General features: G+C 71.1%; 15 protein-coding genes and 1 pseudogene. 6 read left to right on the top strand and 10 right to left on the bottom strand.

The window, feature by feature from the left end; translation table 11 throughout:
• Window positions 1–163 precede the first annotated feature (163 nt).
• Together H4N64_RS33895 and H4N64_RS45800 are read left to right on the top strand one after the other, a co-directional pair.
• Window positions 164–562, top strand: coding sequence for a hypothetical protein (locus H4N64_RS33895; protein WP_186286369.1), 399 nt, complete (start codon window positions 164–166; stop codon window positions 560–562).
• Window positions 563–717: 155 nt separating this feature from the next.
• Window positions 718–1,392 (top strand): annotated as a pseudogene (locus tag H4N64_RS45800) (protein kinase domain-containing protein); the annotation flags it as partial.
• A gap of 123 nt (window positions 1,393–1,515) precedes the next feature.
• Here H4N64_RS45800 and H4N64_RS33885 read toward each other — a convergent pair.
• A complete protein-coding gene (locus H4N64_RS33885; protein WP_186286367.1) occupies window positions 1,516–3,924 on the bottom strand; it encodes a penicillin acylase family protein in 2,409 nt (802 codons plus the stop codon).
• Between the two features lie 120 nt (window positions 3,925–4,044).
• Between H4N64_RS33885 and H4N64_RS33880 the strand changes: the two genes are divergently transcribed.
• Complete coding sequence (locus H4N64_RS33880) at window positions 4,045–5,544, top strand: acyl-CoA synthetase (protein WP_186286366.1); 1,500 nt, start codon at window positions 4,045–4,047, stop codon at window positions 5,542–5,544.
• Window positions 5,545–5,554: 10 nt separating this feature from the next.
• Window positions 5,555–6,421 (top strand): alpha/beta fold hydrolase, encoded by an 867-nt coding sequence (locus tag H4N64_RS33875; RefSeq protein WP_186286365.1) that lies wholly within the window; start codon window positions 5,555–5,557, stop codon window positions 6,419–6,421.
• Here H4N64_RS33875 and H4N64_RS33870 read toward each other — a convergent pair.
• The 4 genes from H4N64_RS33870 to H4N64_RS33855 all read right to left on the bottom strand — a co-directional run bounded on the left by H4N64_RS33870 (window position 6,390) and on the right by H4N64_RS33855 (window position 9,804).
• Complete coding sequence (locus H4N64_RS33870) at window positions 6,390–8,114, bottom strand: LTA synthase family protein (protein ID WP_186286364.1); 1,725 nt, start codon at window positions 8,112–8,114, stop codon at window positions 6,390–6,392. The genes H4N64_RS33875 and H4N64_RS33870 overlap by 32 nt on opposite strands.
• 132 nt (window positions 8,115–8,246) lie before the next feature.
• A complete protein-coding gene (locus H4N64_RS33865; protein WP_186286363.1) occupies window positions 8,247–8,666 on the bottom strand; it encodes a DUF7144 family membrane protein in 420 nt (139 codons plus the stop codon).
• A 10-nt stretch (window positions 8,667–8,676) separates the two neighbouring features.
• Entirely contained in the window at window positions 8,677–9,099 is a 423-nt protein-coding gene (locus H4N64_RS33860) for an SHOCT domain-containing protein (RefSeq protein ID WP_186286362.1), read from the bottom strand.
• Window positions 9,100–9,183: 84 nt separating this feature from the next.
• The gene (locus tag H4N64_RS33855; protein ID WP_186286361.1) at window positions 9,184–9,804 is read right to left on the bottom strand and encodes an HdeD family acid-resistance protein; all 621 of its coding nucleotides are present in this window, start codon (window positions 9,802–9,804) and stop codon (window positions 9,184–9,186) included.
• Window positions 9,805–9,998: 194 nt separating this feature from the next.
• Here H4N64_RS33855 and H4N64_RS33850 point away from each other — a divergent pair, with 194 nt between their 5' ends.
• Window positions 9,999–11,405 carry a DUF2252 domain-containing protein gene (locus H4N64_RS33850; protein WP_186286360.1) on the top strand — a complete coding sequence of 469 codons (1,407 nt, stop codon included), beginning with the start codon at window positions 9,999–10,001 and terminating at the stop codon, window positions 11,403–11,405.
• 20 nt (window positions 11,406–11,425) lie between these two features.
• Here the strand turns inward: H4N64_RS33850 and H4N64_RS33845 are convergent, their stop codons facing one another.
• From H4N64_RS33845 to H4N64_RS33825, 5 genes are all read right to left on the bottom strand, one after another.
• Complete coding sequence (locus H4N64_RS33845; RefSeq protein WP_186286359.1) at window positions 11,426–11,623, bottom strand: hypothetical protein; 198 nt, start codon at window positions 11,621–11,623, stop codon at window positions 11,426–11,428.
• 109 nt (window positions 11,624–11,732) lie between these two features.
• Entirely contained in the window at window positions 11,733–12,266 is a 534-nt protein-coding gene (locus tag H4N64_RS33840) for a hypothetical protein (RefSeq protein ID WP_186286358.1), read from the bottom strand.
• Window positions 12,263–13,888, bottom strand: coding sequence for an MFS transporter (locus tag H4N64_RS33835; RefSeq protein ID WP_186286357.1), 1,626 nt, complete (start codon window positions 13,886–13,888; stop codon window positions 12,263–12,265). Before H4N64_RS33835 ends, H4N64_RS33840 begins: the two co-directional genes overlap by 4 nt.
• A gap of 145 nt (window positions 13,889–14,033) precedes the next feature.
• A complete protein-coding gene (locus H4N64_RS33830) occupies window positions 14,034–16,679 on the bottom strand; it encodes a winged helix-turn-helix domain-containing protein (RefSeq protein ID WP_186286356.1) in 2,646 nt (881 codons plus the stop codon).
• A 161-nt stretch (window positions 16,680–16,840) separates the two neighbouring features.
• Window positions 16,841–18,445: an AMP-binding protein gene (locus H4N64_RS33825; protein ID WP_186286355.1), complete on the bottom strand. Its 1,605-nt coding sequence runs from the start codon at window positions 18,443–18,445 to the stop codon at window positions 16,841–16,843.
• Window positions 18,446–18,611: 166 nt separating this feature from the next.
• Here H4N64_RS33825 and H4N64_RS33820 point away from each other — a divergent pair, with 166 nt between their 5' ends.
• The gene (locus tag H4N64_RS33820; protein ID WP_186286354.1) at window positions 18,612–19,412 is read left to right on the top strand and encodes a crotonase/enoyl-CoA hydratase family protein; all 801 of its coding nucleotides are present in this window, start codon (window positions 18,612–18,614) and stop codon (window positions 19,410–19,412) included.
• Window positions 19,413–19,422 lie beyond the last annotated feature (10 nt).

The raw sequence follows: 19,422 nt of genomic DNA, 5'->3' as shown, positions 1-19,422 counted from the left end.
ATCTCCCTCGCCCGCCGCCGAGCCGACGTCCTGTGGGCCCTGCTTCGCGACAACCGCCCCTTCACAACCGCCCCACCAACACAAGCAGTTGCAGCCACAGCAGCCTGAGCGGATCACTCGAACCACGCCAACCGCATGATCCAATGATCAGCGAGGGAGGCAAATGAACGAGCAGAAGCTGTCCGAGGGAAACGCATCGAAGTACCTGAACTCGACTCTCACGACGCTCGCTGCCGATGCCAGGGACCAGATCGCGTGGCTCGACAGACACCGACTCGAAACCGATGACCTGGCCTTGGACTACGAAAACGCGAGGGGCGCGATCCTGGTCCTCACCGAGGCTGGTCGTATCGATGCCGCTACGGAGTCGCGCCTCGCACGCATTGACGCGATCCTCGACGCGATGAGCGGGCCGGAGCACGCTGCCAGGTGGACGTATGAGGCACTGACAACCGACACAGGGTGGCTCACAGTCCGCCAGCTGGCACGCGAGGCACTCACAGAACTGGCCGGTACGTGGCAGCAGCCATTGCCCACTCTCAGGATCGACAGCGGCCCCTGATGGAACTCAACAGCGCTTGACTCGCCCATTGAGACTCCGCCGACCTCTGTGCCAGCGCCTGGCATCGGTTCGGAAACTGAATAGGACGACTGTGTGAAATCAATCCGTCAAGAAATGAGATTCCACGGGAACCGCTGGTCCCACAGCAACCGCTCGCCAACTGGCCCGCCCAGCCCTGTACCGCGCTCGCGCCCGCCCGCGAGGGTGCAGTCCTGCACCGCCTCGGCTGCGATGAGATCGCGTACGGCGAGTGGGAGCGCGGAACGTGGAACTTCCAGCCGTGGCACGAAGGGCCCGACCTGTACAGGCTGTGGGAGTCCTGTCGTGAACAGGGCTCGTCCATCGCACCGGACAGCAGTGTGGCGCTGGAATGCGTTGAGGCACTGGCTGAACTCCACGCCAAGGGCTGGGCACACGGTGACGTGCAGCCCGCCCACTTCATCATCGGGCCAGAGCGGACCCATCTGATCGACCTCGCCCTTGCCCGAGGCGGATACGTACCCGAGGGATACGACTTCCCGTTCCGCGGCTGCCTCGTCCACTACGAGGCACCCGAGATCGCGCGCAGCGTGCTCGCCACGGGCGAAGCCGAGCCTACGCAGGAAGCCGATATCTACGCCCTCGGCGCCTCCCTGCTCATCTCCGCCACCGGCTGGCGAGCAGTCGAGTACCCGGACGACGCTCCACGCCCCGTCCAAAGAGAGGCGGTGGCGAACGGCGAGCGCCGCTCGGTGAAGGCACCTGGCGAGCTGGGTGATTTGATCGAAGCGATGCTCAGCCACGCCCCCGAGGACAGGCCGACCATCTACGAGGTGGGTAAGGCGCTGAGCTGCCTCCGAGGCCCGGTTCGCCCGGCGCCGCCACTCACACGGCCAAGGGAACGCGCGAACCGCCGCGGCCCCGCCGAAGCGGTGCTGCGGCGGCTCATGTATGGCCGTGCGCGGTGGGTACCGTCACCGGCGCTCGCGTGGCACCACCACCCGGAGCCCCGGCGAGGACATGATGTCCTTCTCGCAGAATCTGGACGTCACCCACTTCTCATCCGAGAACAGCCGCGTCTGGTCGCTGAAGTGGGCCGAGTTCGGGTTCGAGGACTGGGAGTACGACAGCAGCGTGCGCGCCACCGGGCAGCGGCCGCCGTCCCAGCCGACGGCCTGGATGTAGCTGGAGCCCGTCGTCACCTCCGTGTAGCCGCCCTTCGCCGGGTCCCACACTGGCTCGATCTTGTTCCAGACGCCCAGTGCCTCGGTGCCGCCCGGAACGGGGATGCGCTGACCGCCCCGTACGACGAACTGGTTCTCCCCGAGCGGGGAGTCGAGCGCGATGCCCGCCGCTCGCAGTTCGGCGACCGCGTCCGCGAGCGCCGTGGTGAAGCCCGGCGCGGCCGTGTTCAGGGTGTTCGGGGTGCCCACCGGGTCCGCCGCCGAGAACGGCACCTTCCACAACTGGGCCGCCGGGACAGCGGCGGTCAGCTTGCGCCAGAACCGGTCGAAGAGCAGGGCGCCCCGGCTGCCGGTGTTCGTGGTGCGGTCCCAGGAGGCGAGCACCGCGCAGGCGCCTGAGACGTCAACTGCCTTGCCGTCGCTGCCCGTCGCCGTGCCGCCCGGCAGCGCGGCACAGGCCGCCGCCGCGTCCTTCGCGGTCAGTTCGCCCGCCGGTACCCGGTTGGCGAACTGCTGCGCCTGAAGCTCCCGTACGGTCAGCTCACCGCGCTCCGCCAGCGCCGCCACGTCCTCGATCGCGCCGCGTGTCCGCATCGAACGCTGCGTCCCGATCGTGCCGAACACCCGCTCGTACCCGGTCAGCGGCCGGTCGGCGTTGGCCAGCCAGGCGCTGTCGTTGGAGTTCTCCGCGTACGGCGCGTCCTTGAGCGTCGGCAGCTTCGCGGGCCCGAAGATCCCCGGCTGTACGGCGTCGGGGTCGGTGCCGAGCGCGCAGGCGCCGCGCGAGCCGTCGAGGATCGCCAGGCCCGAGGAGGGGTACGTGACCTTGCCGAGCGGGGTGGAGCACGCCTGGGTCAGCTCGTCGGTGATCCGGGGGAGCACCTGCGACTGCGTGAACAGGGTGTGGCCACCCGAGTCCGCGGCGATGGTGTTCACCCAGGGCAGGCCCTGAGTGCGCTTGAGGGAGTCCAGGACGTCCGCGGTGCCGCGGGCCTTGCTGAAGCCGAGCGCGGTGTCGGAGGCGCGCAGATTGGCGGCGTTGGGGTCGTTGACGGCGTACGCCGTCGTGGTCGTCCACGGCAGCGGCAGCGCGGCGCCGAGCGAGGTGACGACCGGTCCGTACCGCGTCCACCACTGCGTCCGGGTCACGGGGGCGCCGTCCTTCGCGGCCACGGTGACCGTCCGCTTCGTCATGCGCTCCGGCTTGCCGTCGACGAGGTACACCGTCGGATCGGCCGGGTCCAGGGTCAGTTGGTGGAGGTTGAGCGGGACGCCGGTCGCGACGGTGTGGCTCCAGGCCACATGGGCGTTGTGGCCTATGGAAACGGTGGCGCTGCCGAGCAGCGAACCGCCGGAGACGTTCAGCTCGCCCGGGATCGTCTGCTGCGACTGCCAGAAGCGGCGGCCGCCCTGCCACGGGTAGTGCGGGTTGCCGAGCAGCAGCCCGCGGCCGTTCGCCGTCGTGGCGCCGCTGAAAGCGACGGCGTTGGAGCCCATGTCGGCGGTGTCCGCGGCGAGAAGCTCCTGCGCGGCGCGGGCCGTGTCCTGGGCGTCGGGCGCCTGTACGGTGGCCCCCGTCGGCGGCTGCGCGGCCGTGATGCCGTCCACGGCCCGGCCCTCACCGCCCAGCACCGCGAGCGCGAAGCCGCGCGTGGCCACGTCGAGGGTGGTGACCGGGCGTACCCAGGCGGCGCCCTTGCACGCCGGGTCGGTGATCCGGTTCTGGCGCAGCCAGGCGTTGTACCCGGCCGCGAAGCCGCGCATCAGCTCCTCGGTCTGGCGGCTCGGACCGCGCGGCGCCGGCTCGGCGAGCAACTTCTCTACCGTCCCTGCCTCCCGTACGCCACGGAAGTACAGATCGCTGGAGAGGTTCCTGGTCGCCGAGGAGAGCGAGAAGTCGGTGGTCGCGTCGGGCCCGAAGAAGCGGGAACGCTCGCCGCGCACGGTCACGAAACCGTCGGCGAGCGTGCACACCTGGTCGGCGGCCTGCGCCCATCCGGTGCCGAAGCCGAGGTCCGCGTAATCCTTCGCGAGGATGTGCGGAATGCCGTACTCGGTGTAGCGGATCACGGCCGAAAGGCCGCCGTGCGAAGGGTGTTCAGGACGGTCCTGGCGCTCGGCCGCGGCCGCCGGCAGTGTGGCCGTGGCGGTGAGCAGGGCGACGGCCGCGACGACGAGCCGTCTCGGGCGGATGCGCATCAAACCTCCCAACGTCCTTGGGGGAAGGGGCGGTTGAGCGTACCAACGGGTATGTGTCCATGGAATGTGTCGATCGTCGGGTTCTTGACCTCCTTTCGGCAGGGGTCGAGGATCAACGTCATGACGCCCGGACACGGCAGCACGGTCGACGGGGTGCTGCGGCGCAGCGCCCGCCGCACCCCGGCACGCGTCGCGGTGGAGTACCGCGACCGGACTTGGACGTACGAGGAGTTCGACGAGGCCGTCTCCCGCGCGGCGAGCGTCCTGCTCGGCCAGGGCCTCTCACCCGGCGACCGCGTCGGCGCCTACGGCCATAACTCGGACGCCTATCTGATCGGCTTCCTCGCCTGCGCCCGCGCCGGATTGGTGCACGTACCGGTCAACCAGAGCCTCACCGGTGACGATCTGGCCTATCTCGTCGGCCAGTCCGGCAGCTCGCTCGTCCTCGCCGACCCGGATCTGGCGGACCGACTGCCCGACGGTGTACGGGCGTTGCCCCTGCGCGACGCCGACGGCTCGCTGCTGGAGCTGCTGGCCTCGGCCCCCGCGTGCGACGGCCCGGAGCCGCGCAGCGAGGACCTGGTGCAACTGCTGTACACCTCCGGTACCACGGCCCTGCCGAAGGGCGCGATGATGACGCACCGCGCCCTGGTGCACGAGTACTTGAGCGCCATCACCGCGCTCGACCTGAGCGCCGGCGACCGGCCCGCGCACTCACTGCCGCTGTACCACTCCGCGCAGATGCATGTCTTCCTGCTGCCCTATCTCGCGGTCGGCGCGACCAACATCATCCTCGACGCCCCCGACGGCGACCGGCTCTTCGATCTGATCGAAGCCGGCCGCGTGGACAGCCTGTTCGCGCCGCCCACGGTCTGGATCGGCCTGGCCAACCGCCCCGACTTCTCCACACGTGACCTCGGCGGCCTGCGCAAGGCGTACTACGGCGCCTCGATCATGCCGGTGCCCGTGCTGGAGCGGCTGCGGGAACGGCTGCCGGGGCTCGGCTTCTACAACTGCTTCGGCCAGAGCGAGATCGGCCCCCTGGCCACCGTCCTCGCCCCCGACGAGCACAAGGGCCGGATGGACTCCTGCGGGCGGCCGGTGCTCTTCGTCGACGCGCGCGTGGTCGACGAGGACGGCAAGGACGTGCCCGACGGCACGCCCGGCGAGATCGTCTACCGCTCCCCGCAGTTGTGCGAGGGCTACTGGGACAAGCCCGAGGAGACCGCCGAGGCCTTCCGCGAAGGCTGGTTCCACTCCGGCGACCTGGCCGTGAAGGACGCCCACGGCTACCTCACGATCGTCGACCGGGTCAAGGACGTCATCAACTCCGGTGGCGTGCTGGTCGCTTCACGCCAGGTCGAGGACGCGCTCTACACACACGAGGCCGTGGCCGAGGTCGCGGTGGTCGGCCTGCCCGACGAGCACTGGATCGAGGCGGTCACCGCCGTCGTCGTCCCGCGCGGCGAGATCACCGAGACCGAACTGATCGCCCACGCCCTGGAGAAGCTCGCCCACTTCAAGGCACCCAAGCGGATCGTCTTCGTCGATGCGTTGCCGCGCAACGCCAGCGGGAAGATCCTGAAACGGGAGCTGCGGGACCGGTTCGCCGACTCCTAGGATCGGCGCCATGTCGATCTTCACCGCGTCCGACGGAACCCGCCTCGCCTACCACCAACGTGGCGAGGGCGAGCCGCTCCTCGTCCTGCCCGGCGGGCCGATGCGCGCCTCCTCCTACCTCGGGGACCTGGGCGGACTGGACGCCGGGCGGCGGGTGATCCGGCTCGATCTGCGCGGCACGGGTGACTCGGAGGTGCCGGCCGATCCGGCGACGTACCGCTGCGACCGGCTCGTGGACGACGTGGAGACGCTCCGGGTGCACCTGGACCTGGAAGAGATGGACGTACTGGGTCACTCCGCGGGCGGCAGTCTCGCCATGCTGTACGCCGCCCGCTTCCCGCGGCGGATCCGGCGGCTGGTGCTCGTCACCGCCAACCCGTGGGCCCTGGGCACGACCGCGACACCCGAGGACCGTCTGTCGGCCGCACGGTTGCGCAAGGGCGAGCCCTGGTTCGAGGAGGCGTTCCGGGCTCTGGAGGCCTGGCTCGGGGGTATCGGCGACCCCGGGCCGGAACTCGCGCCCCTGTTCTACGGACGCTGGGATACGGCGGCTCGGCAGCACGACGCCCGCGCGGACGACGAGTTCAACGACGAGGCCGCCGGGGTGTACGGCTCCGAGGGCGCCTACGACCCACCCGCGACCCGCGCCGCCCTCTCCCGCCTGACCGCACCCGTCCTCCTCCTGACCGGCGAACTCGACGGAGCCCCCAACCCCGAACTGGCCCGCCGCACCGCGGACGTCTTCCCCCACGTCGAAGTGGCGGTCCAGCCCGGTGGCGGCCACTACCCCTGGCTGGACGACCCGGAGCGGTTCGCCGGGTTGGTCGGCGGGTTCCTGGACGACGTCAGCCCTTCCGTGGGCCGTACGCCGTCATGAAGCGGTCCCGGAACTTGTCCATGGCCCACTGAGGGGCGTCCTCGGCCGGTTTGAGGCCGTCCGTCCAGCCCCAGTCGGAGATGCGGTCCAGGACCTTCTTGTCGCGGGCGACGATCGTGATGGGGACGTCCTTGCTGCTGCTGCCCGCGGTGACCGTCGGCACCGGCTGGTGGTCGCCGAGGAAGACCAGAACCGTGTCGTCGTCGCCGTAGCGCTCGACGTACTCGACGAGGCTGCGCAGCGAGTACTCGATGGCGTTGGCGTACTCGGCGCGGACGCTGTCGGGGTTCTTCCAGACCTCCTTGGGGTCCTTGCCCTCCTCCTTGATCCCGTGGAAGACCGAGCCGTCGCCCAGGTCCTCCCAGTCGATCATGCGGGCGACCGGTGCCCAGGGGTTGTGGCTGGAGGCCAGGATGATCTCGGCCATGATCGGCTCGCGATCCTTCTTGCCGTGCTCCAGCCGTTCGAAGGCCTCCAGGCTGAACTGGTCCGGCACGGGCGTCCAGCTGAAGTACGGGCCGTGGTAGCCGAGGTGCTCGGAGTCGTAGATGTGGTCGAGGGCGAAGAACTTCCCCTCCGGCCAGGCCCTGCGCACCCCCGGCACGATGCCGACCGTGCGCCACGCGCCCGTCTTGCGGAAGTAGCTGCCGAGCGTGGCGCGGTCGCTGGTGGTCAGACTCCGGTACCGCTGCTGGTTCTTGATCCACAGTCCGGACAGGAACGTGGAGTGCGCGAGCCAACTGCCCGCCCCCGTCACCGGGGACCGCAGCCAGGCGCTGCGCGAGGCGAACCCGGCCGCCTCCAGCCTGCGGGTGCCCTCGTCGAGGACCGTGTCGATCTGCTCGGCCATCGCCGGATCGTCGATCGCGACCCGGCCGTAGCTCTCGATGAAGGTGAAAAGCACGTCCTTGCCGCGCAGTCCGGTCAGCAACTGCTCGGGCGGTGTGCCGGCGAAGGCGTCGACGGACGCCTGCTTCTCGAACACCTCCGCGTCCCGCAGTCCCGCGCGGACCTGCTCCACGCGGTTGTCGACATAATCGGCGTTGATCTTGGAGGCGACCGGCACCTCGGTGAACTGCACGCCCAGCGTGACGCAGGTGATCCACGCGGTGCCGAGGATCAACGTCGTACGGCCGGCGACCTGGCGGTGACGGACCATCAGATCGGTCAACCGTACGGCCGCCAGCGTCGTCGCCACGAGGATGGTCACGAGGAGTGCCAAAACCCCTGTCACGGCGAGCACTTGGCCCGTACGCCCGAACGACTCGCGCAGGAAGTCCGTCGCGTCGTCGAGCAGGATCCAGTCCAGGACCAGATCGAAGGGGCGGGCCAGCACCTGGTAGAAGCCCATGTCCAGGAACTTCAGGACGGTGAGCACACCGAGGAGCGCACCCGTGGCGATCGCGGTGATCCGCCGGGGCCGCGGCGGCAGCGAGAGCAGCAGGCCGGCGAGCAGGACTCCCTCGGCGGGGATGCGCAAGAACGCGCCGAACGACAGCCGTTCGACGCGGTTGGGCAGCAGGAGCGCGCCCAGGACGAGGGCGCCGGCCAGCACGGTGGTCGTCACGGTGACACCCCGGGCCGCCCGTGGATGCCGTTGCCGCCAGCCACGCGGCCGGGGGCGCTGCGGCGTGCCCTCGGCCTTGTCGTCCTCCGTCTCGGCGTCCGGCAGTTGGCCCGTGACTTGCGACACCCGTGATCCCTTCCCTGCGTCCCGTCATCATGCGTACGGTCGGCTGTCGTCTTCCGTTCACATGACGCGTCGATCGAACGCACACGGTACGCGCGTGGAGGGCGGGTCAGTGACCTTGGCCACCGTGTCGGGTCAAGGCAGGGAGCGTCCGCGCCGTTCCACGCACAGGGCCCAGATGATCAGTGCGGACATCCCGATCAGCACGACCGACCACACCGGGTAGTACGGCAGGGACAGGAAGTTGGCGATGATGACGAGCGCGCCGATCGCCACGCCGAACACGCGGGCCCAGGTCGCCTCGGTGAACAGACCGAGGGAGACCAGCACGGCGACCGCGCCCAGGATCAGATGGATCCAGCCCCAGCTGGTCAGGTCGAACTCGAAGACGTAGTTGGGGGTGGAGACGAACACGTCGTCCTCGGCGATCGCCATGATGCCCCGCGTGATGGCGAGCACGCCGGCGATCATCAGCATCACGGCGGCGAAGGCCGTCAGGCCCTCGGCCCAGCTCTGCTTCGCCGTGTGGGGGCGTGCGCTCTGTGTTGCAGTCATGCCGCTTGCCTCATCTCGTCTCGGTGAGAATCAGGTCCTTGGCCCTGCGGAACTCGTCCTCCGTGATGTCGCCGCTCTCCTTCAGCGCCGACAGCTTGGTCAGCTCGTCGGCGCTGCTGGCGGTGGCGCCGCCGGCCGTCTCACGGACGTAGGAGTCGAAGGCCTCCTGCTGTGCGCGAGCCTGCGCGATCTCCCGGCGTCCCATGTTCTTGCCCCGCGCGATCACGTAGACCAGGACACCGAGGAAGGGCAGCACGATCACGAAGACGAGCCAGCCCGCCTTGGCCCAGCCGCTCAGCCCGTCGTCGCGGAAGACGTCCACGACGATCCGGAACAGCAGGATGAACCACAGGATCCACAGGAAGAACCACAGCATCGCCCAGAAGGTGCTCAGCAGTGGGAAGTCGTACGCCAGATACGTGGCCGTGCTCATGTCGTCGCCTCCGTCCGGGCCGGATGCCCGAGGGTTGTTGTGCGTTGTCAGCGTGCCCACGGCAAGCAGGGGACGGCCTCACCCTCAGTGGGTGATCCGACGCAGGGCCGCCCGCCAGGCGAAGGCGACCGCGAGTTCCATCACGCCGAGCAGCACCAGCCACAGGCCCAACAGCCGGGTCAGGGCCACGGCCGACTCGCTCGGCAGGGCCAGCACGACGATGCCGGCGACGATCCCGAGGAGTGCCGCGCCGAGGACGACGCCCCGGTGCGGCAGATCCTTCGCGGCGAGGCCGGCGTAGGCGGTCAGCAGCCCGGACACCAGCCAGACCACGCCGACGATCACGGACAGGGCGGCGATGGTCTGCAGCGGGTTCCGCAGACACAGCACCCCGGCCAGGACGTACAGCACCGCGATCAGCAGCCCGGGCAGCCGATCGCCGCGCTCCTGGCCGAAGACCGCCACGAACCGGAAGGCGCCCGTGACGAGCAGATACAGCCCGAACAGGACGGCGACGACATGCAGCGTGGCGTCCGGCCAGACCAGGAGCAGGATGCCCGGAACCAAGGTGGCCAGGGCGGATCCCAGCATCCAGGTCCACGAGCCGCCGAGCCGGCCGAGGACGTCCTCGGGGGCGTCGCGGGCCGTCCCACCGGGGTGCGGTCCGGGTCCGGCCGGCCGTGCCGCGGCGCGCGATCCGGTCATGGCTCCTCCTCGCTCCGACGGAACGCGCCGCCACCGGACACCGGCGGGGCGGTGGGTGGATGCCCACCGGGGCAGCGTGCCCCGGCCCCGCATCGCACCGGATCACCCGCCAAGGGTGAGCCGTCCGTGCCAGGCGGCGGCGACGGTGGGATCGGGCGAGACGTCGGCACGCGGAGCGGACGAGGAGGCCGGTCATGACCCCACGGAGCGAGTTCTCCCTCTCCCTGACACCGGACGAGCGGGTGGCGTACGGCAAGCAGGCGCGCAGCCGCGTGCCCCGCCTGGCCCAGGCACGATTCGATCCCGGCCCGCGCCGCCCCGATCCGGTCGATGTGATCGAGGCCCAGTCGGCGACCCGGCTGCCGGAGCTGGTGCCCATCCGCTACGGCCGCATGCTGGAGTCGCCGTTCCGCTTCTACCGCGGCGCGGCGGCGATCATGGCGGCCGATCTCGGCGCCGCCCCCGACACCGGGCTCACGGTCCAGCTCTGCGGAGACGCCCACCTGCTGAACTTCCGGCTGCTGGCCTCACCGGAGCGGCATCTCGTCTTCGACATCAACGACTTCGACGAGACCCTGGCCGGACCCTTCGAGTGGGACGTCAAGCGGCTGGCCGCCAGTTTCGTCATCGCCGCCCGGGCAAGCGGCTTCACGGCCCCGGAACAGGACGGCGCGGTACGCGCCTGCGTACGTGCCTACCGGCAGCGGATGCGGGAGTTCGCCGGCATGCGCACCCTGGACATCTGGTACGCCCAGGACGACGCCGACCGGATGCGGGAGCTGATGGGCTCGTCCATGAGCAAGAAGGTCCGCCGGCGCACCGCACAGGCCACGGCCAAGGCCCGCACCCGCACGCACATCCAGGCCTTCGCGCGGCTCACCAGGGACACGCCCGAGGGACGGCGCATCGCGCCCGATCCGCCGCTGATCACCCCACTCGCCGATCTCACCGACCCCGGCGAGGCCCGGCGGGAGAAGGAACTGGCGACGGTCCTTGCGGAGTACAGGAGCAGCTTGTCCGCCGAGCGACGCCACCTTCTGCGCCACTTCCGGCTGGTCGATCTGGCCCGCAAGGTCGTGGGCGTCGGCAGCGTCGGCACCCGCTGCTGGATCCTGCTCCTGCTCGGCCGGGACGACGACGATCCCCTCCTGCTCCAGGCCAAGGAGGCCCAGCACTCGGTGCTCGCTCCCCACACGGGCGGGGACGACTACGACAACCAGGGCCGCCGGGTGGTCGACGGGCAGCGGCTCATCCAGACCACCAGCGACATCCTCCTGGGCTGGACCCATGTCGTGGGCCTCGACGGCCGCGGACGGGACTTCTATGTGCGCCAGCTCAGGGACTGGAAGGGCATCGCACGCCCCGACACCATGGACCCCGAGCTGCTGGGTCTCTTCGCCGAGCTGTGCGGGGCCTCCCTGGCCCGCGCCCACGCCCGCTCCGGCGACCCCGTCGCGATCAGCGGCTACCTCGGTGCAAGCGACCGTTTCGACCGCGCGCTCACCGATTTCGCACAGAGCTACGCCGATCAGAACGAGCGGGACTTCGAGGCACTGGCCGCGGCCGTCCGCTCCGGCAGGGTCACCGCCCGGAACCTGTGAAACGCGGTGCCGCGCCGGCCTCACTCCGGCTGTCGGCGCATCTCCACGATCCGCAGGCCCAGGGACTGGCAGCGGGCCACCAGACCGTAGAGATGCGCCTCGTCGACCACCGGGCCGAAAAGGATGGTCTGACCGGCCAACACCACATGGTTCAGCTCGGGGAAGGACTTGGCGAGCGTCTCCGACATCTGCCCGTCGACGCGGATCTCATAGCGCATGGCCGTCCTCCCGCGGAAGGCGCTGGCGGGCGTGGTGCGACCCGCACTCAGATCCTCCGGCCGACGACGCCACGCGTCCTCACCCGGCACAGGTGATACCGCGCACGGCTCAATGCTTCACGAACAGCTTGACGCCGACGATCAGCAGTCCGAGTACCAGATTGACCGACGCGCTGAGGACCACCAGTCGCCAGGAGGCCCCCACCCGCAGCGCCGCCCGCACCGACCAGCCCACCTGCCCCACCACGGCGACGCCGAGCGCCAGCCACACGGCGCCCTGCACACCCAGGCCCAGCAGCGGACTGATGGCCACCGCGAGCGCCGGAGGCAGCGCGGCCCGCAGGATCGGCCACTCCTCGCGGCACACCAGCAGCACCGTCCGCCGGTCCAGGGCCCGCCGCGCCAGACGCTCCCCGAACAGCTTGGCGTGCACGTGCGCCAGCCAGAACACCGTGCCGGTCAGGAGCAGCAGCAGAACCAGTTCCGCCCGGGGGAAGCGGCCGAGGGAACCGGCGCCGACCACCACGGAGGCGGCGAGCAGCGATCCGTAGACGCCTCCGGTGAAATCGGCGTGGGCCCGCCGCTCGGCGCGCCGCGCACGGTGCGCGGCGCGGCCCGCCCTGACCGACGCCGGGGACCTCATGTCGCCTTCCCGGGCCCCTTACCTGCGGGGGCGACGGTGGGCGGTTCCACGGCCTCGGCGCGCGCCGGCAGCCGCGCGGTGATCAGAAAGCTCGCCAGCGTGACCCCGCCGGCCATGAGGATGGCCGCCTTCAGCCCCTGGAGCTGCGCCGAGGCATAGGAGTCGACGACGGCGTCCACTTCCGAGGGCGGCAGCCCGGCCTGCTCGGCCGCCGTCCGCACCTGATCGGTGGGCACGAAGGAGATCCCGGCCTGCAGGGCGACGCTCGTCTGCTGCCGTGCCTGCTCCGACAGCCGCGGGTCGTCCTCGACATGTGCGGTGAAGGCATGCGCGAGCGCCCCGATGAGCAGCGATCCGATCAGCGCGGTCCCCAGCGCCGACCCCAGGTTCTGGGCGGTGTACTGCAGCCCGCCGACCTCGCTGCGCTCCTGTTCGGTGGCGCTGGACTGGACGACGTTGCCGAGCTGCGAGACGAGCAGGCCCATCCCGAGGCCCAGCAGGGTCATGGCCCCGGCGAACTGGGCATCGTCGATCGACGGATCGATGGAGGCCAGCAGCCACACGATGGCCGCCGCCAGCGTCAGCAGGGCGAGCCTGACCAGGGTGCGGGGCGCCACGCGGCGCGCGAACCGGGAGGCGCCCAGGGAGGCGACCAGCATGGTGACCGAGACCGGCAGCAGCCGCAGTCCGGTCTGGAAGGCGTCGAAGCCCTGGACGACCTGCAGATAGAGCGGGATGGCGAAGAACAGTCCGAGGAGGATGAGGTTCTGGCTGAGCATCGTCAGCAGTCCGGCCCGCAGGACGGGCCGGTCCAGCAACGTCAGGTGCACCAGCGGATCCCGGCGCCCTGCGACCCGCCGGTGTTCCCACCGGACGAAGGCGGCCAGGACGAGGGCCGAGGCGCCGATGACGAACACCGTCGGCGCGAAGCCGAAGACCGTGAACGGCGGGTTCCTGGGCTCGATCCAGCCCCAGGTGCCGCTCTGCAGCACGCCGAAGACGCCGAGTGCGAGACCGGTCGCGGACAGGGCCGCCCCCACCCCGTCCATCCGGGGCCGGGGACCCGGCCGAGCGGCTTCCGTGACCATCCGATGGCACAGCAGCATGGCCACGACGACCACGACCTCGCCGGCGAAGACCAGGCGCCAGGTGAGATACGTCGTCACCCAGCCGCCGAGCAGGGGGCCCACCGCGATGCCCGCACCGGCGAGCCCGCCGATGACGCCGTAGGCGACGGCGCGCTCCCGGTCCCGGTAGGACTCCGCGACCAGCGCGGCCATGGCCGGCAGCACCATGGCCGCGCCGATCCCCTCGATGACCGACCAGCCGATCGCCAGCACCCACACGCTCGGTGCCACCGCGGTGAGCGCCGATCCGGTGCCGTAGACGACCAGCCCCAGCAGGAACAGCCGGCGGCGCCCCAGGATGTCGCCGAGTTTGGCCCCGACGGCCATGAACGCGGCCATCATCAGCGCATACAGCGTGATGACGGCCTGGATGGCGGTGACCTCGGTGTCGAAGTCGTCGACCAGTTGGCTGATCGAGACGTTCATGACGGATGTGTCCAGCACCATCAGGAACTGGGCCGTGCCGAGCACGATCAGAGCCCGCCAGTGCGCCACGGTGCCACCTCGCAGAGTCGGCCCGGCGGGGGCGGCCGGGCGGCGGCCTCGGCTGTCCGGCCGCCACCTCCCATGTCACCCGACGCGATCCGACCGGCGCCTCACCCGCCGCGGGGGAGGACCCACGCGCCGCAGGGGGCCTGGGTCACAGTAGGCCGAGTTCCCGCGCCCGCCGCACCGCGTCGGTGCGCCGGTTGACCGCCAGCTTGCGGAAGATGCCCTTGAGATGGGTCTTGACCGTGTTCACGGAGACATAGAGGTCGGCCGCGATCTCCTCCGTGGACATCATCTGCGCGAGCCGCGCGAGGACATCGCGTTCGCGGGCGCTGAGCTCCTCGACGACGAGTGGTCCGGCCGTGGTGGGCAGAGCGCCCCGCAGCAGCCAGCCCTCGGCGAGTCCGTCCTGCGGGTCCGTGGCCAGCAGCCGCAGGACCCAGGGGCGGGCCTCCAGGAACGGCCGGCGCAGCCTTTCGCGGCGGGCGTCCAGAAGGGCCCGGGTGAGGATCCGCCGGGCGGTCGCAGGGTCCCCGGCCTGGTCGCAGGCCTGCGCGCGCACCAGCAGGGCCGGCACGGTGACCGCGGGACCGGCCTCGCCCTCGGGAGGCACGGCGTCGAGCATCTCGATCGCCGGGCCGGGGTGTCCCACGGCGAGAAGGGCTCGCGCGGCCTCCACCGCACAGGCCGCCTGGTCGTCGGGAGCACCGAGCAGCGCCCGTGCGGCCGTCTCGGGGCGGCCTTCGGCGAGATGCGCGGAGCAGGCGATGGCAGCCGCCTGGCCCCGCTCCCAGGGGGAGACCACGTCGGCGGTGATGGCCGGTTCGGCCGCGGAGAGCGCGGCCGGCGCGTCCCCCTGCGCCAGCCGCAGTCGTGCCGTGGTCAGGGCCCGGCCCGCTGCTGTCACCGGGTCGTCCGGTCCTGCCGGAGCGGAGACGGCGGCCTCGTCGAGGAGGCTCTGGGCCTCGTCGAGTTCATCGCGTTCGACGGCCACGGCGGCCCGGACCAGGTGCCCCACGCTCGACCCCGACGACGGGGGCAGGCCGTACCGCTCGGTCTCGGTCAGTGCGGCGAGCGCCTTGCGTTCGGCCCGGTCGAGCCAGCCGTCGAGGTAGTCGATCAGGGCGAGATGGCTCAGGCTCGCCTGGCGGGGCAGTGCCGTGGCGGCACCGGCGGGGGACGCGACGACGGCGTCCAGGGCGGCACGCGCGTCCTGGAACCGCCCGGCCCACAGGTGTGTCGTGCCCAGGTGGGTCAGCAGCAGGGCATTGAGCTCGGGATGCTGTTCGAGGAGCTGGGCGGGGACCTCCCCCTGGAGGTGCCGGGCCGACCGGGCGGCCTTCTCCGCCCGTCCGGGGGCGCCGGTCAGCCGCGCCGCGTGGGCCTCCAGGAGCGCACAGCTGAGCTGGGCCGCGGCGGGGTCGGACGCCTCGGCGGCCAGCGTCCGCTCGGCGTGGTGCAGGTGGGCCAGACCGCGGCCGAGGTCGTGGTGGTTCAGCGCGCGGGCCGCGCGGACGAGTTCGGCGGCCGGGCTCGTGGTCTCGGGGGCCATACCGGAGAAGAGGTCGGCCAGGCCCTCGGCGCGCAGACCCGTGAAGAGCTGCCCGATGGCCAGGTCGTCGACCAGGGCGGCGGCGGTGAACTCCCAGTCGCCCGCCGCGGCGCCGTGGGCGAGCGCCTCCGGAAGGTATCCGGAGCGGCGCAGCCACCGAGCCGCCCGGCGGTGCAGCAGGGGGCGCAGGCCGGGCCGGGTCACCTCCAACTGGGACCGCAGGATCTCGCCGAACAGGGGGTGCAGTCGGTACCAGGAGTGCCCGAGCGACTCCACGAAGGCGTTCTGGCGGCGCAGCCCGTCCAGGATCGGCTCGGCGTCGAGCCGGCCCGTGAGCGTGTTCGCCAGAACGGGGGAGAACCGGTCCAGGACGCTGACCCGCAGCAGCAGGTCCTGTGTCTCGGCCGGCTGCCGCTTGAGCACCTCGCCGAGCAGATAGTCGGCGACCGTGCTCTGCCCGGCCTCGAACTCCTTGAGGTAGGCCTCGGGGTCGTCGGCCTCCCGCGCGGCCAGGGCGCACAGCCTGAGGCCCGCGGCCCAGCCCCCGGTCCGCTCCACCAAGGCAGCGGCGGCAGCCACGGACAGCTCAAGACCGTGCAGGGCGAGCAGGCCGACCGTCTCTTCGGGTGTGAAGGCCAGTTCGGCGTTGCGGATCTCCGTGAGGGTGCCGGCCGCGCGGTGGCGGTGCAGCGGCAGCAGGGGCTCGGTGCGGGTGACGAGCAGCAGGTGCAGGCCCCGCCCGGCGTGCCGCAGGACGAACTCCACCTGCTCGCTGACGGCGGGGTCGGTCACCCGGTCGTACTCGTCCAGCACGACGACCACGGGCCGCTCACGGGCCGCGAGGGCGACCGCGAGCCGGGCCAGCAGCTTGCGGTCCACCCGGTGCGCGTCCGCCGGAAAGCCGACCTCGGCGGGTTCGAGCACCCCGTGGTGGTGCAGGGCTTCCAGCAGATACGCCCAGAACAGCCCGGGTGTCTGACCGGCGTCGGAGGTGAGCCAGACAACCGGCTCGTCGAGGCTCGCGGCCCAGTCGGCGACCAGCAGGGTCTTGCCCGCCCCCGCCGCCCCGTTGACCATCGTCAACGGCGTCGTCCGGCCCACGTCGAGATGGCGGTGCAGCCGCCTGCGGCGCAGGAAGGTGGGGGGCCTGGCCGGAATGGCGAACCGGCCGGGCAGATACGGGGCGCCCAGGGGATCGACCCCCGCGGCCGCTGTGACCGGCCTGCTCGGTTCGGCCGTCACCATGCCGACCACCACCACCGTCCGTCAGGTCATGGTCAGTGTTCCTTCACCAGAATCCCAGCTTCCCCATGCGTCAGCACGCGCTACAGGGGCCCAGCGGGCCCAGCACAGGGCCGCCCGGCCCCAGGGAGGGGCCGGAAGGCCCCTTTCCGTCCGCCCGGCGCCTACGCCTCCGCCGCCTCGGCCACCTCCCGCGCCCACCGGTAGTCCGCCTTGCCGCTCGGCGAGCGGCGGATGGTGTCCGTGACCACCAGCCGGCGGGGGATCTTGTACCCGGCGAGATGGGAGCGGCAGTGCGTCTGGATGTCCTCCAGGGAGGGCCGGTCCGCCCCCTCGCGGAGCTGTACCACGGCCGCCACATGGTGGCCCCACTTCGCGTCGGGCACCCCGGCGACCAGCGCGTCGTACACGTCCGGATGGGACTTCAGCGCCTGCTCGACCTCCTCCGGGTACACCTTCTCGCCGCCGGTGTTGATGCACTGCGAACCGCGTCCGAGGACGGTCACCACGCCCTCCTCGTCGACGGTCGCCATGTCCCCGAGCAGTACCCACCGCTGCCCGTCCTTCTCGAAGAAGGTCTCGGCGGTTTTCACGGGGTCGTTGTAGTAGCCGAGCGGCACATGACCGCACTGCGCGACCCGGCCCACCTCGCCGACGGCGACCGGCTCCCGGGTGGCCGGATCGACCACCTGTGTACGGGAGTTGACGCGGATCCGGAAGCCGCGCTCGGGACCCGCGTCCTCGGTGGCCGTGCCGTTGAAGCCGGACTCGGAGGAGCCGAAGTTGTTCAGCAGCATCACGTGCGGCACCAGCTCCAGGAACTGCCGGCGCACGGTCTCCGACATGATCGCCCCGGACGAGGAGACGGAGAACACCGACGAGCAGTCCGTGCCCTTCATCGGCCCGCCGAGCGCGTCGATGAGCGGCCGCAGCATCGCGTCGCCGACCAGCGAGATGCTGGTGACCTTCTCCTTCTCGATCGTGCGCAGCACCTCCTCGGGCACGAACTTGCGGTGCAGGACGACCCGTTGGCCGAAGTCGAAGCCGATGAACGCGGTGAGGGTGGAGGTGCCGTGCATCAGCGGGGGAGCGGGGAAGAAGGTGATCCCGGATCCGCCGGCCGCGACCCGCTCGGCGAGCTCCTCGGGCTTCTTGACCGGCTCCCCGGTCGGCGCCCCGCCGCCGAGCCCCGCGAAGAACAGGTCCTCCTGGCGCCACATGACACCCTTGGGCATCCCCGTGGTGCCTCCGGTGTAGATGATGAACTGGTCGTCCGCCGACCGCGCCGGGAACCCCCGCTCCGCCGACCCGCCCGCCTCGGCCTCGGTGAACGGCATCCCGAGCGAGCCGCCCGCCCCCACCCGCACCAGATGCCGCAGCTTCTCCGCCCGCGGCCGAGCCGCCGCCACCCGGTCCTCGAACTCGGCGTCGAAGACGACCGCCACCAGATCGGCGTCCCGGTAGAGATACACCAACTCCTCTTCCACATACCGGTAGTTGACGTTCACCGGCACGATCCGGGCCTTGAGGCAGCCGAGCACCGTCTGGAGATACTCGACGCCGTTGCAGAGGTGCAGTCCGAGGTGCTCGCCGGGGCGGATCCCGCTGTCCAGCAGATGGTGCCCGATCCGGTTGGCCGCCGCGTCCAGCTCGGCGTACGTCAGCCGGCGCTCCGCTCCCGTGCCCGGGTGGTCGAGGTACACCAGCGCCTCACGGTCCGGCACCACGTCCACGACCGACTCGAACAGGTCGGCAAGGTTGTACTCCACCGCTCCTCCTGACCTCGCTGTCCCTCGGTTGCCGGTCATCAGAGCAAAGGGCGGCACGGCTGTGAAGACTCCGCGCACAACAAATCTGACTGTCTGTCAGAAAACCCTTGAACTGCTCGGTCGCCTCCTGCAACCTGTTCTCGTTCTTCGAGAGGGGAGACGGGCGATGGGTGGGACGGAACACCTCACGGTGCGACGCGAGGGCGCCACACTGGTGCTCACGCTCGACCGGCCGGAAGCCAAGAACGCGCTCTCGTTGCCGATGCTGGTCGGCCTGTACGACGGATGGGTGGAGGCGGACGCGGACGACGCGGTCCGCTCGATCGTCCTCACCGGCGCGGGCGGCGCGTTCTGTGCGGGCATGGACCTCAAGGCCCTGGCGGGCAAAGGGATGGAGGGCGAGCAGTACCGGGACCGGCTCACCGCCGATCCGGATCTGCACTGGAAGGCCATGCTGCGCCACCATCGCCCCCGCAAGCCGGTGATCGCCGCCGTCGAGGGGTACTGCGTGGCCGGCGGCACCGAGATCCTCCAGGGCACCGACATCCGCGTCGCCGCCGAATCCGCGACCTTCGGCCTCTTCGAGGTCAAACGCGGCCTGTTCCCCATCGGCGGCTCCACGGTCCGTCTGCAACGCCAGATCCCGCGCACCCACGCCCTGGAAATGCTGCTCACCGGCCGCCCCTACACCGCCCAAGAGGCCGCCGACATCGGCCTGATCGGCCATGTCGTCCCCGACGGCACGGCCCTCGCCAAGGCCCTGGAGATCGCCGAGCAGATCAACGCCTGCGGCCCGCTCGCCGTGGAGGCCGTCAAGGCGTCCGTCTACGAGACCGCCGAGATGACCGAGACCGAGGGCCTGGCGGCCGAACTCAAGCGCGGCTGGCCGATCTTCGACACCGCCGACGCCAAGGAAGGCGCCCGCGCCTTCGCGGAGAAGCGACCGCCCGACTACCGGCGCCACTGAAGGAGACCCG

Source organism: Streptomyces cupreus (assembly GCF_014257025.1).
GTDB lineage: Bacteria > Actinomycetota > Actinomycetes > Streptomycetales > Streptomycetaceae > Streptomyces > Streptomyces cupreus.
This window is presented reverse-complemented; position numbering and strand designations above follow the sequence as displayed.